We start from the raw sequence: 12835 nt of genomic DNA on the forward strand, positions 1-12835 counted from the left end.
CGTTAACGCAAAACATCAGGTGTAATGCTTCTGTGGAAGCCATCCCACGTTTCGCTGGCAGGCTGATAGAGGTTTTGTAAAGGGAAGAGTGCTGGAGCTGACCCCATGCTGGCACCACCGTCTACAAATAGTGTTTGCCCAGTGATGAAGTTTGCTCCCTTGCTTAGTAGAAAGCACACCGTAGAAGCGATTTCAGCTTCGCTGGCAATTCGTCCTAGCGGAACCGCGTGCTTTAGGTTTTGAATAGCGTGTTTCATATCTTCGGGGTAGGTGTCTAGCCCTGACGATGCTACCCACCCAGGCGCAATAGCATTGACCCTAACGCCAAATGAACCCCATTCCCACGCCGCGGTTTTAGTGAGATTTTCGACGCCTGCTCGGGCGGCACCAGAATGTCCCATACCCGGCATGCCATTTTTGTTGTCAGCGGTAATGTTGACAATATTGCCGCCATGAGTTTTAAAGTGCTTATTGAATAGGGCTTTCGCCATTAGAAAGCCACCAATTAAATTAGTTTGAACAACGCGTTCAAAACCGTTTTGGGATATGTGCGAGAGTGGGGCGCGAAACTGGCCGCCCGCCATGTTTACCAACCCGTGCACGCGTTTATGCTTCTCAAGCAATGCGTTTACCGTGTGTGATACGTTTTCTTCATTACGTATATCAAGCGTGTAATAACAGGCTGTGCCTCCATCGCTTTTGATTTCTGTAGTGGTGTTTATAAGCTTATCTTCACTTCGGCCAATCAAAATAACGGTTGCGCCTAATGAGGCAAGTTCATGGGCAGTACATCTTCCTATACCGCTGCCTCCTCCGGTGATAACAATCGTTTGCTTTAAAAAGCTTCCTGCTGCTAACGTTGATTGATATGGCATTCACTCACCTTTGTGTTTAGTAAAAGGGATCAACGACACTGGCACGTTAATAGGCATAGTTAATAACGTTTGCGCAGCTGATTTGCCTTGGCTATCAGTGCGAAGAGATGCGGTGCCGCCGCCTCCTAATGCATCAGTAAGTAAAAAATTAAAGCTGTTAATGCCAGGTAGGGCATACCGAGAAACACTTCCTTTTACTGAATAAGCAAAAAAATGCTTCACCACATCAGCAGTTAGAGCCCGATTTAAAAAGGGAAAGAGCTTTGGATGTCGCGCGATCACCCCAATGTTTAAGTTGTTACCTTTGTCGCCGCTTCGGGCACAAACCAACTCAACTAATGGAAGAGAGACTGAGTGTTCATTTTCAAGTTGTACTTCTTGAGTCGGTTCAGAACGACATGCTTCTTTCTGCGATTGAATGGGAGCAGCGTCAGTTTGGTAAGTAGTGTGCGCCACAATGACGTCATTTTTTTGAATAGTAACCGAAACCTTATTCTTGTTGATTAGAAACGAGTGCACCCGAATAAGAGGTTGTGGCTTAGGTCGACCAGCGCCAAATCCCGCCATTCCAGGCGCAGCCGATGTAGCCAAATACGCCATTTCACTGGCACAAAAATAAAGGGCTTTACTATTACTGTGATGAAGTGTGAATTTGGCAATGACCTCTCGCGTATGCTCTGCATTAGCATGGGGGCCAAAGGTTGCTTCGCTGCCTAATATTTCAATACAGGTGTCTCTAAAGGGCGGCATACTTCTCTCTGTGAGCGCGCGTTCGGTTCGTGCAACCAGCGCATGAATATTGGTAAGCGCTTTTTGTTTTGCGTTAAAGCCTGCAATAAAAAAAGCGCCAGTAAGTTTATAGCCGTCTATGTATGTTGCACATACCTTGTAGTCGTTACCAGGCGCTGAGCCTTTGGCACCATACACACGTACAGCGTTGCTATGCGTTTGCTCTAACGATACGTGGGTAAAGTCGCAACAAACATCGGGTAGAAGATAATTCGCAGGGTCGCCAATTTCGTACAGCAGCTGCTCGGCCACTGTGAAGGTTGTTACCAGTCCACCAGTGTTTGGTGGGATCATAATAGTAAACTCGCCGCTTGGTTCAACTTCGGCAATGGGGTAGCTCATGTCTGAAAAGTCAGGCACTTGCTCCCAATCGGTAAAATTTCCCCCGGTGCACTGAGCACCGCATTCGAGCAAATGCCCTGCAAGCGAACCTTGCGCGAGCGCTTTGTAATCGTCATAGCTCCATGAAAACTCATGCATTAAAGGCCCAAGCACGAGCGCGCTGTCTACCACTCTACCCGTAATCACAATATCGGCACCGGCAGCTAACGCATCGGCAATTGGCTGTGCGCCTAAATACGCATTCATCGACGCAAGGCTATTAGGTAATTCATTGCCATTATCAAGGTCATGGGTATTAGCTTCAGCTAAAGTTTCGCTGTGCATCTCGTTAAGCAAGTTATCACCGTACACGCCTACAATATTCAAATTAAGGTTGAGCTGTGCACACAGGGCATTAAGCGATTCTATGCAGGCCGGCACGTTTACTCCCCCCGCATTTGCAATCACTTTTATGCCTTTTTGTGCACAGTCTTGTAGCACGTCTTTCATGGCCACGGTGATAAAGTCGACGGCATAGCCTAGCTTTTCATTCTTAGCTTTGGCTTGCGATAAAATGGCCATTGTCACTTCGGCTAAGTAATCAAAAACAAGGTAATCGATGTCACCTTTTTCAACTAGCTGCCTTGCAGAAAGCTGACTATCACCATAAAACGCAGAAGCACCGCCTACACGAACTTTATTTTTGTTCATGGGTAACCTCATCGGCTTGAAGTATGGTGGCTATGGTTTGTTTAGATTTCACCTGATCGCCTGCTGCAATTGAAGAAAGGTGAACCGTACCTTTTATGGCTGCTTTAAGGGGGTGTTCCATTTTCATCGCTTCCATAATGGCCACCGTATCGCCTGCATTAACGGTATCACCTTGCTCTACAAGTAAAGCAACGATGACACCGTCCATCACTGCATTCACTTGCGCTGTGCCCTGTGTTTTTTGGTTATCTACTTTGCTGTGCGTTACGCAGCTAAACGTGAAGTGACCTGTGCCATCGTCAATAAATAGCGTGTTACCGTTCGCAGCGTATGAGGTCGTGCTTCGCAACTTATTCGCTTCTACTACCAGGCTTTGTGGCGTTAAATCTAATAACGTAAGTGTTACTTCTGTTTTAGTAACTGTATCGCAGATCCGATAGTGATTAGTGAAAGGCGTAACAGTCATTGATGCGGTGACATCGTTGCAAGTAATAATGATGGGATAAGCAAAGCCCATTGTGTGTTGCCAGGTGGGTGTAAGCTTATTCAATGCATTATTATGAACCAATGTACTGGAATGCTTGTTTTGCGTTAACGCAAACAGCAGCGCAGCTTTCGCTAATATGGAAAACGATGGCGAAAGGCTGCCTTTCATGTCGTCGTGTTGTGCGTGTTGCTCAATAAATGCCGTTGTTACATCGCTTCCCAAGAACGCAGGGCTTTGCACAAGATTTTGTAAAAAGTGTTTATTAGTATTTATTCCAATTATCTGTGTTTCGCGAAGCGCTCTTGCCATTTTTCTAACTGCGCTCGCTCTGCTTTCAGCTTTAACAATTATCTTGGCAAGCATTGGATCGTAATGACTGCTTACTTCCAAGTTCTGATAAACGCCGTGGTCGGTTCTAGCGTTCGTGGCAGGTTTCCATACTTTTACCTTCCCGGTTTGCGGCATGAAGTTTTGGCGCGGCTCTTCAGCGTAAAGGCGCACTTCAATGGCGTGACCGCTTATTTGAATGTCTTCTTGTGTGAAGGGAAGCGATTCTTCACAGGCTACTCGCAGTTGCCATTCAACTAAATCTAGTCCCGTCACTAACTCTGTAACCGGGTGTTCTACCTGCAAGCGCGTGTTCATTTCTAAAAAGTAAAATTGCTTGTCGCTATCAACTAGAAATTCTACCGTGCCTGCACCACAGTAGTTACAAGCCTTTGCAGCAGCCACAGCCGCCTCTCCCATGCGTTTGCGTAATTGCTCATCCACAAATGGCGACGGGGCTTCTTCAATCACCTTTTGATGCCGGCGTTGAATTGAGCAGTCTCTCTCTCCTAAATAAAGCGTGTTGCCGCAGCCGTCTGCAAAAATTTGAATTTCTATATGCCGAGGCCCAATTAACGCACGCTCTAAAATAAGTTCGTCATTTCCAAATCCGTTTAAGGCCTCAGATCGAGCCGTAGAAATATGAGCTGCCAAATCACTGGCTTCATGCACTAAACGCATACCTTTGCCGCCACCACCAGCGCTGGCTTTCACCATTAAAGGAAAGCCAATGTTTTTGGCACTTTCTATGAGTGCAGCATCACTTTGGTCGCCGCCTTCATAGCCTGGAATACAGGGAACATTAGCCTGAAGCATGGCTATTTTTGATAAGCGCTTGCTACCCATCAAGGCTATGGCGTCTGCGTTTGGGCCAATAAAGGTTAAGCCAGCGTCTTCACATGCACGTGCGAAGTCAGCGTTTTCTGATAAAAAGCCATACCCAGGGTGGATAGCGTCTGCCTGTGTTTGAATTGCAGCGTTTATCACTTTTTCACTGTGAAGATACGACGATGTAGGATCGGCGGGGCCAACGAAAACAGCTTCATCAGCCTGCTGTACGTGCAGCGCGTTGCGGTCAGCCTCGCTATAAATAGCAACGGTAAAAAAGCCCAGTTTGTGTGCGGTTCGAATAATGCGACAGGCTATTTCGCCGCGATTAGCAATAAGTATTTTTTGAATGCTTTTCGTCATAATGTGTTCACTCACACCAAGAAGGTTTGCGTTTTTGAATGAAGGCTTGGGTTCCTTCTACCCCTTCTTCAGACGTCAGTGACTTAACAAACGCCGTAGCAGCGCCGTCAAGAATCTGTTCAAGCGGCGTGTTATTTAATCCTAATAACAAACGCTTGGTATTTGAGTTTGCTTGCGGTGCGCATTGTTTTATTCGGGCAATCTCTTTGTTCACTTGTTCGGAAATGGCGTTTGTTTGACAAATTCCGTGCACTAAACCCAAGCGCAATGCTTGTTCGGCATTTAGCTTTTCACCAGTAAGTGCCAATCTTTTTGTTTGATCGATCCCAATGCGGCTAGCCACAAATGGCGCTATTTGCGCGGGAATAACACCTAACCCTGTTTCAGGAAGTGCGAAAAAGGCGCTGTCGCAGGCAATGGTTATATCTGCTACACAAGCTAAGCCAAAACCGCCGCCAAGTACCGCGCCTTCAACCACAGCAATGACTGGCGTGGCAGAGTGTTTTACTTGAGTAATCATGCGGCCGAAACTACGATTGAAGTGCCAAATAGTGTCTTCTCGTTCCGATTCACTTAACGACGATAAATGCATGTCAGAAATATCGCCGCCAGCGCAAAAGTTGCCATGGCTTCCCTGTATTACGACGACCCGTAAATTATTCATATATTCAACGCGTTCAAAACACTGCATAACCTCTTCAACCAATGTTAAATTCATGGCATTTTTCTTATGCGGGCGGTTAAATTGAATGTGCAATACGTTGTCAGTAAGCCGTGCGGTAATTTCTTTGAATACCATTGATTCTAAGTGGGGCATCCTGATGTCCTCTTTAGTCAAATTGAGGCTTATAGCCTGCCTACGCCAAAGCTAGTAGGGTGAAGTTGCTTCGTTTTAGCGTGCTGGCAAATAGAAAGCACGAAAGCAACAATAGAGCGGGTATCTCTTGGATCTATAATGCCGTCATCCCACAAGCGAGCAGAATTAGCGAGGGCACGTGATTTAGCATCCATCACAGAGACGGTATGTTGTTCCAGTGCGGTGAGCTTTTCCTCATCTACGCTGCCACTTCGCATCATTTTGGCGTGAGCAACAGTGCGCAGCACGCTACCAGCTTGGGCGGGGCCCATCACGGCGACCACTGAGCGGGGCCATGAAAACATAAAGTCAGGCTCAATACCCCGTCCAGCCATGGCGTAGTTCCCTGCGCCAAATGAACCTGCCAGTACGATGCTTATCTTAGGAACAGTAGCATTGGTAACTGCTTGAATGAGTTTGGCGCCGTGCTTAATGATGCCTGCGCGTTCAGACTCTGTGCCCACCAAGAAGCCGGTGGTGTTGTGTAAAAACAACAAAGGAGTGCCAGCTTGTTCACACAACTGGATAAATTGTGCTGCTTTCGCTGCGCCTTTCGCGGTAATAGGCGCATTATTGCCTATAACGCCACAGGGCTGCCCTTCAATGGCAATGTATCCGCACACGGTGCCCATATCAAACTCGGGTTTAACGTCAACAAAATCCGATTTATCAGCGATACGGGCAATGACTTCGCGCACATCAAATGGAGTCTTGGCGTCTTTAGGAACGATGCCAAGTAACTCATCTGAAGTATAAACAGGGGCAACATCGCTAGGTGTAGTAGCTTCGGAAAAATCTTTATTCCAGCTCAGCATTTGCGTAACTTCACGGGCAATGCGAATACCATCGGCATCGCTTTGAGCAATGAAATCTGCTACGCCAGAAACCTCACTGTGCATCTCTGCGCCACCTATTTCTTCGTCAGTGGCTATTTCCCCTGTTGCGGCTTTTAATAAAGGCGGGCCTGCAAGGTACACCGTAGATTGATTGCGTATCATGATTACATAGTCTGACAGTCCTGGCTGATACGCACCGCCTGCTGTGGCACTGCCATGCACAACCGTTATTTGCGGAATACCTGCGGCCGACAAGCGAGCCTGCATAGCGAAACCTGCAGCAGAGAACCCAAACCAATCACCTAGCGAAGTAAGGTCGCCGCCACCGCTTTGTGATAACGCTATTACTGGTAATTTTTGCTGAAGGGCAATGTGATACAAGCGCAGCCGCTTTTTGCTACCAAGTTCGGTTATGCTGCCACCTTTAGTGAGATAGTCGTCAACCATAACGATACAGCGAGTGTTAGCGACATAACCAATGCCAGCTATTACTCCGCCACCGGCAGCACTGCCGTCTTTGTCGCCTTCTTGCAGATAACCACATAATGTCGAAAGGGGAAGAAACGGCATGTTGGGGTCAAGCAATAAGGCGAGTCGATTGCGTGGTGACAGTAGCCCTTTTTCTTCGTAACGCGGTGCTTTTTCTTGCGCGTTTTGAATGACGTTTTGCTCGATAGTGCGAAATTCGGCAACGGCGTCTTCCATTGCGGCGTAATTGTTACTAAACGATGTACTTTTAACATCGACATTAGAGTGAAGAATGGCCATGTCTTAGCTTCCTGCATGCGCGGTTTGATGTTCCGCAGTGTGATTAAACAATGGCGTTGTGGCCGCTTTATTGTATTCCCCTTCAAGTTGTTCTATCAGGCTATGTACTGATATCACTGAGCGAATTCCGCTTACGCCGTGTCCTGCGCTCCACATGTCTTTCCAAGCGTTACTGCCGCCTAAGTCTAAGTCGACATTTTCTTTACCCTCAATCGACGCTAAGTCTACGCCAGCTCGAGTTATAGAGGGCTTTAAGAAGTGACATTTGACGCCAGTGAAGGTGTCAGTAAACACAAGATCGTTTACGTTGGCGTTAACCAACATGGTTTTGTAATCAGGGTCTACTTCGGCTTCGTTCGTTGCTATAAAGCGTGTGCCCATATAGCTGTAATTAGCGCCTAAAATCTCTGCGGCTCTAATACCGTAACCATCATTAATAGCGCCAGCAAGTACCAGTGGGCCTTGCCAAAACTCTCTCACTTCACGCAGAAGCGCGAAAGGGTTTACCTCTCCTGCGTGCCCGCCGGCACCTGCGGCAACTAAGATTAGGCCGTCTGCACCTGCTTCAATGGCTTTTCTCGCGTGGGCCACAGTTATTACGTCGTGAAAAACAATGCCCCCCCACTGATGGACTGCATCAATAACAGGTTTAGGATTACCTTGGCTGGTAATAACAAACGGCACTTTATGCTTTTTGACTATTTCGAAGTCGGCATGAAGGCGCTTGTTCGAGGCGTGCACCACCAGATTCACAGCGTATGGAGCCACTTTAGCTGCTGGGTTAGCCTGTTTTTCTTCATCTAAGGCTGCGGTGATGGTGGTCAACCATTCATCTAACGCTGCTTGAGTGCGAGTATTAAAGGCGGGAAAACTACCTACCACGCCATTTTTACATGCGTTAATCACTAAGTTTGGGCTAGAAACTAAAAACATGGGGGCGCAAATTACGGGTAGCCGCATATTTTTGTTCAGCATATCTTGAACTGTTTTCATCATAAAAATACGTCGCTATCTACGTTTCGGGAAAATGTCCATGTACTTTGCAATAATGCCGAGCATCATTTCGTCGCTTCCGCCAGCGATGGATAATATTCGGGTATCGCGATATGCACGCGCAACAGGGTTGTCCCACATAAAACCCATACCGCCCCAATACTGAAGGCAGCCATCGGTAACTTGTCGCCACAATCGGCCGCTTTTCAGTTTTGCAATTGACGCCAAGTAAGTAGCATCTTTTCCTTCAATATGATCCTGACAAGCCTGCCAAGTTAAAGCGCGCAGGGCCTCAATTTCACTTTGCAGTTCAGCTATTTTGAAATGGACGGCTTGGTTGTTGATAACAGGCTGACCAAATGTGTGTCGGTCTTTTGCCCACTCGATGGTGTCGCTTATAATGCGTTCCATTCCTTTCAGCGCACTAGCTGCTGCATACATGCGCTCTTCTTGGAATTGCATCATTTGCATAGTGAAGCCTTTGTTTTCATCTCCGATTAAAAAGCGCTTTGGAACGCGCACATCATCGAAGAAAATTTGGCCAGTGTCGCTGGCGCGCATCCCCAGTTTGTTTAACGGCTTTGAAATGGTTATGCCTGGGGTGTTAAGGGGGACGATAATTAATGATTTATTAGCATGCACTTGCCCGTCGCTTGTGTTTGCTAGCAGGCAAACCCAGTCTGCTTGGGTGGCATTCGTTATCCACATTTTCGTGCCGTTAATAATAAAGTCGTCACCATCTGTACGGGCTGTGGTTTTTAACCCTGCAACATCTGACCCCGCCCCTGGTTCACTCACTCCAATACATGCCACCATGTCGCCGGTAATAGCGGGCGCTAAAAATTCACGCTTTAGTTCATCACTGCCAAATCGGGCTAGGGCAGGGGTGGCCATATCGGTTTGAACGCCGATAGCCATAGGAATAGAGCCGCCATACGCTCGACCTATTTCTTCAGCAAATACCAGGTTATAACTGTAATCTAAGCCAGCGCCGCCGTAGGCCTCAGGCTTTTGAATACCTAAAAGGCCCAAATTCCCCATCTTTTTAAACAAGCTATGAAGGGGAGCAATGCCTTCGTGCTCCCATTCGTCAATGAACGGGTCCATCTCTTGATTTACAAAATCGTGAACGGTTTTTCTAAGCGCGTTGTGCTCTTCAGTAAATTGCATTTTTCTATCTCTACGAAATTGTGACTGACTTCATAGTAATTTTGTGAAAATAATGTTAACAGTGTGGGTTGGGACATTTGATTGGCCAATCGGGCCAAAGTGGCGAAATCAAAATAGCGAGCTTGAACAGGGAAAGACCATGCTTAAACACGTAACCTTATATGCCAGCGAAAACACCATGGGGCTTAGCATGGGCTTAACCCATGACGTGCTAAAATTTGCGTCAGACCTTCAGCATAAACTGCTGGGAAACGCGATAACGGTAAAGCTAGTGACAATAGACGGTAATCCAACGACAACGTTTAGTGGCCTTGCGATTACCCCAGACTGCGCGTTGGCGGATATTGATGAGACTGATTTGGTAATACTGCACAGTGTGTGGGGTGACATGGAACCATTACTGGTACAGCAAGCCGCTCTATACCCAAAGCTAAGGCAGTGGCATGGCAAAGGTATTCCAATAATGGCGGCAGCCACCGGCGCTTTTTTTCTCGCACAGGCAGGGCTGCTAAACGAGAGAATGGGCACCACTCACTGGCATAAACAATCACACTTTGCGCGAGCTTTTCCCAAAGTGAACCTTAGATCTGATAGATTCATTACTGCCACGGGCGAACTGTATTGTTCTGCAGGGCTAAATGCTGCTTTAGAAATAATTGTTTTTCTAATATCGCGTTTGTCGTGCAAAGCTGTGGGGGAGGCTATAGAGCAGGCGTTTCTGGTCGACTTTCGCCGTGGTGTAACGTCAGAAGCAACGTCGCTCAACCACCAAACCTATCATCAAGACGACGATATTTTAAATATTCAGCAGTGGTTAGAGATACACTTTGCGGAAAAAGTGACTATTGGTGAAATGGCGGCGCGCATCAATATGACCGAACGCACCTTTAAACGCAGGTTTAAAGAGGCTACGGGGGAAACTCCCCTTGGTTACATTCAACAACTTAGAATAGAACAGGGTAAAGAGTTTCTTAAACACAGCGATAAGAGTGCAGAAGAAATTGCATGGGCAGTGGGCTATCAAGATCCCGGGCATTTCAATAGGCTTTTTAAACGAACTTTTGGAATGAATGTTTCATGCTGGCGAGATACTTATCAGCAAACAACAAATAGGCGTTAACGAAGTTTAGGGCGCTTGTTCAGTAATAAGCGTTAAGCGGTTAATACCCCTATTCAACATGCTGCTGCGTGCTACAATAGGTGTAGTGCAAACCACCTTAAAGCAGAGCCATTACCTTGAGTATATTAGTTCGAAACTTACCAAAGACGTTTACAAAAGAAGACCTTGAAGACTTGTTTTTCGAGTTTGGCACCATAGCGTCGTGCGACTTGGTGATGGATGAGGCTTCTGGCTTATCCAAAGGCTTTGGTTTCGTTGAAATGAGTACACAAGACGAAACCGACAACGCGATTGAAGCGCTCAATGCGAAAGTCATAAACGGTAAGAAAATTCGTGTTAAGTGGTCAAATCAAGAGAAGAAGCAGGCTGAAGCGATAGCCAGTGCGCCAGCGCCTAAAAGAGACATTCCCGAAGATGTATGGGGAAGTGCTTCTCGCAATAGCTCTGAGCGTGAAAACGACGCCGAGTAATACCGAGGGTACATAATTAACAAGCGCTGACAACGAAAGTTGTCAGCGCTAGACCTTCATTTAACCAGATACGGTTGCTGTTTGTACTTGAGTATTGCGAGCAGTCATAACAATGGCCAGCCACACCACTACACCGCCACCGGCAAGCGCTAGGCCTACCCAACCCGTTGATGTATAGCCATAACCCGCTGACAGTGTCATTCCTGCCAACCAAGGGCCAAGCGCGTTAGCGGTGTTAAAAGCCGCATGGTTCATGGCGCCGGCTAAAGTCTGGGCCTCGCCAGCGACGTCCATAAGCCTTGTTTGCAGCGGCACCACCATGCCACCACCGATACCAATGAAAAACAGTGATGCTGCCATTAAGTATGGATTCCCCATCGACGCAGCGTAAGCTGCAGCTGATAGGCCCAGTAAAATCTGAAATGTAATCGCTGACGTCAGTAGCCTGCCTTCAGAATAGCGGCCTGCAATAATGTTGCCCAAGGTTACACCTATGCCATAGATAAGCAATGTGACTGAGATCCCCCACTCAGGTGAAGAGGTTGTATTGAGGTAAGAGGCACTAAAGTAAGAATACACCGAGAACATGCCTCCAAAGCCAATTGCGCCCATGAGTAATACCAGCAGCACGTCTTTATTTTTCAGAGCTTTAAGTTCAGTTAGTGGCTTGGCATCTGGATTAGGGCCGCGGTACGGTGCGGTTTTCCAAACCATTAACGCAGTCACTAACGCAAAAGCTGAAATAATAAAAAAGCCAGTTCGCCATCCAAACATTTGCCCGATACCGCTAATTGAGGGCACACCAATAATATTGGCAATAGCCAAGCCTAAAATGACGTTACTGACCGCTTGCGCCCGTTTATTTTTACCGGCAATGTCTGCAGCAAAGAGCATGGCAATGCCGAAGTAAGCGCCATGAGGAAGGCCAGCAATAAAGCGCGCTATATTCATGGTCCATTCTGACCATGCTAATGCTGTTAGCAGGTTGCCACCGGCATAAAATACCATCATTGAAATAAGCATGGTGCGTCTTGCAAGCCTAGAAAAAAAGATAGTGATTAGCGGCGCGCCTACTACAACACCAATGGCATAAGCACTAATTGCGTGACCGGCGACATTTTCAGTAATGCCAAAATCTTCTGCAAAGTAAGGCAATAAACCCATTGCCGCAAATTCACTGCAACCAATCACAAAGGTTCCGAAAGCGAGCCAAAAAGTTATGGTGGCCAGTGAGTATTCACCTAATGCTGAGGGCTGCTCTGAAGAGGCCTGGTCAGAAAGAATCTTGTCAGTTTGATTCGTCATAAACGTCCTTTTGTTCATTGAGTTCAATCACGTACTTAGTGGCTGTTTTAGCGAGGGGCTGTGAGCTTTGCTGAGCATGTTTACAATGTCTGTGTGTCGTCAAAGATCAAAAGACACTCAGCAGACTAGCGCTTTGATGAAACACAAAAACCGGCTCAACGGAATGTTTGCCGGTTCTCTTCGAATAGTCGCCCTTATCATTGATAATGTTTAGCAATGATCAACAGCCCGAAAGTTCGTGCTTTTCGTATTTGTTTAATGCAAGAGATCGTAGCATCGCTCAGACAGCAAGTAACGGTAACTGATAAGGTTTCTTAATCAATTCAGCGATTTAAATGTAGTGCTTTTGTTAATAAATTACGCCGGACCGTATTGCGTAGAAAGTTGAATGGGCGTTTAAAAAAGCGAAGGTGACTGTTTTCTGTGCACAAATATTGGTTACCTTTTAGTTCATCCCTTTGTCACCTTTTAACATTTGTTACGCATTCCAGTCGTGGCGTGAGTACAACGCCGTATCTATGCCCCTATTTAAAACAAACTTCTTGACTTCGAGGTGTTCTATATATAGAACGTTCCTTAAATGGAACAAAATCAAGTTGGTAAGGTGTGAATCAAT

General features: G+C 46.7%; 10 protein-coding genes. 2 read left to right on the top strand and 8 right to left on the bottom strand.

All coding sequences use genetic code 11. The annotated features are described in order from the left end of the window. Positions 1-2: 2 nt before the first annotated feature. Genes V7R55_RS01245 through V7R55_RS01275 form a run of 7 tightly spaced genes read right to left on the bottom strand, consistent with a single transcriptional unit; the run spans position 3 to position 9324 of the window. Positions 3-875 carry an SDR family oxidoreductase gene (locus V7R55_RS01245; protein WP_334056660.1) on the bottom strand — a complete coding sequence of 291 codons (873 nt, stop codon included), beginning with the start codon at positions 873-875 and terminating at the stop codon, positions 3-5. Further along, complete coding sequence (locus V7R55_RS01250) at positions 876-2696, bottom strand: acyclic terpene utilization AtuA family protein (protein ID WP_334056662.1); 1821 nt, start codon at positions 2694-2696, stop codon at positions 876-878. Next, a complete protein-coding gene (locus V7R55_RS01255) occupies positions 2683-4701 on the bottom strand; it encodes an acetyl/propionyl/methylcrotonyl-CoA carboxylase subunit alpha (RefSeq protein ID WP_334056664.1) in 2019 nt (672 codons plus the stop codon). Before V7R55_RS01255 ends, V7R55_RS01250 begins: the two co-directional genes overlap by 14 nt. Positions 4702-4708: 7 nt before the next feature. Next, a complete protein-coding gene (locus tag V7R55_RS01260) occupies positions 4709-5518 on the bottom strand; it encodes an enoyl-CoA hydratase/isomerase family protein (RefSeq protein ID WP_039218763.1) in 810 nt (269 codons plus the stop codon). A 29-nt stretch (positions 5519-5547) separates the two neighbouring features. Further along, positions 5548-7161 carry an acyl-CoA carboxylase subunit beta gene (locus V7R55_RS01265; protein WP_039218761.1) on the bottom strand — a complete coding sequence of 538 codons (1614 nt, stop codon included), beginning with the start codon at positions 7159-7161 and terminating at the stop codon, positions 5548-5550. A 3-nt stretch (positions 7162-7164) separates the two neighbouring features. Next, the gene (locus V7R55_RS01270; protein ID WP_334057134.1) at positions 7165-8154 is read right to left on the bottom strand and encodes an NAD(P)H-dependent flavin oxidoreductase; all 990 of its coding nucleotides are present in this window, start codon (positions 8152-8154) and stop codon (positions 7165-7167) included. A 15-nt stretch (positions 8155-8169) separates the two neighbouring features. Then, the gene (locus V7R55_RS01275) at positions 8170-9324 is read right to left on the bottom strand and encodes an acyl-CoA dehydrogenase family protein (RefSeq protein ID WP_039218759.1); all 1155 of its coding nucleotides are present in this window, start codon (positions 9322-9324) and stop codon (positions 8170-8172) included. Positions 9325-9463: 139 nt separating this feature from the next. Between V7R55_RS01275 and V7R55_RS01280 the strand changes: the two genes are divergently transcribed. Together V7R55_RS01280 and V7R55_RS01285 are read left to right on the top strand one after the other, a co-directional pair. Then, a complete protein-coding gene (locus V7R55_RS01280; protein WP_039219177.1) occupies positions 9464-10444 on the top strand; it encodes a GlxA family transcriptional regulator in 981 nt (326 codons plus the stop codon). A gap of 116 nt (positions 10445-10560) precedes the next feature. Continuing rightward, positions 10561-10914 (top strand): RNA recognition motif domain-containing protein, encoded by a 354-nt coding sequence (locus V7R55_RS01285; RefSeq protein WP_039218757.1) that lies wholly within the window; start codon positions 10561-10563, stop codon positions 10912-10914. A gap of 60 nt (positions 10915-10974) precedes the next feature. On the opposite strand, the gene V7R55_RS01290 is transcribed toward V7R55_RS01285, so the two are convergent. Then, positions 10975-12219: an MFS transporter gene (locus V7R55_RS01290; protein ID WP_334056666.1), complete on the bottom strand. Its 1245-nt coding sequence runs from the start codon at positions 12217-12219 to the stop codon at positions 10975-10977. Positions 12220-12835 lie beyond the last annotated feature (616 nt).

The sequence above is a fragment of the Alteromonas sp. S005 genome (assembly GCF_036864475.1).
In the GTDB taxonomy this organism is placed as follows: Bacteria; Pseudomonadota; Gammaproteobacteria; order Enterobacterales; family Alteromonadaceae; genus Alteromonas.

Coding starts and splice junctions, on each gene's coding strand:
- V7R55_RS01245 (WP_334056660.1), bottom strand. CDS start 875: ATGCCATATCAATCAACGTTAGCAGCAGGAAGCTTTTTAAAGCAAACG.
- V7R55_RS01250 (WP_334056662.1), bottom strand. CDS start 2,696: ATGAACAAAAATAAAGTTCGTGTAGGCGGTGCTTCTGCGTTTTATGGT.
- V7R55_RS01255 (WP_334056664.1), bottom strand. CDS start 4,701: ATGACGAAAAGCATTCAAAAAATACTTATTGCTAATCGCGGCGAAATA.
- V7R55_RS01260 (WP_039218763.1), bottom strand. CDS start 5,518: ATGCCCCACTTAGAATCAATGGTATTCAAAGAAATTACCGCACGGCTT.
- V7R55_RS01265 (WP_039218761.1), bottom strand. CDS start 7,161: ATGGCCATTCTTCACTCTAATGTCGATGTTAAAAGTACATCGTTTAGT.
- V7R55_RS01270 (WP_334057134.1), bottom strand. CDS start 8,154: ATGAAAACAGTTCAAGATATGCTGAACAAAAATATGCGGCTACCCGTA.
- V7R55_RS01275 (WP_039218759.1), bottom strand. CDS start 9,324: ATGCAATTTACTGAAGAGCACAACGCGCTTAGAAAAACCGTTCACGAT.
- V7R55_RS01280 (WP_039219177.1), top strand. CDS start 9,464: ATGCTTAAACACGTAACCTTATATGCCAGCGAAAACACCATGGGGCTT.
- V7R55_RS01290 (WP_334056666.1), bottom strand. CDS start 12,219: ATGACGAATCAAACTGACAAGATTCTTTCTGACCAGGCCTCTTCAGAG.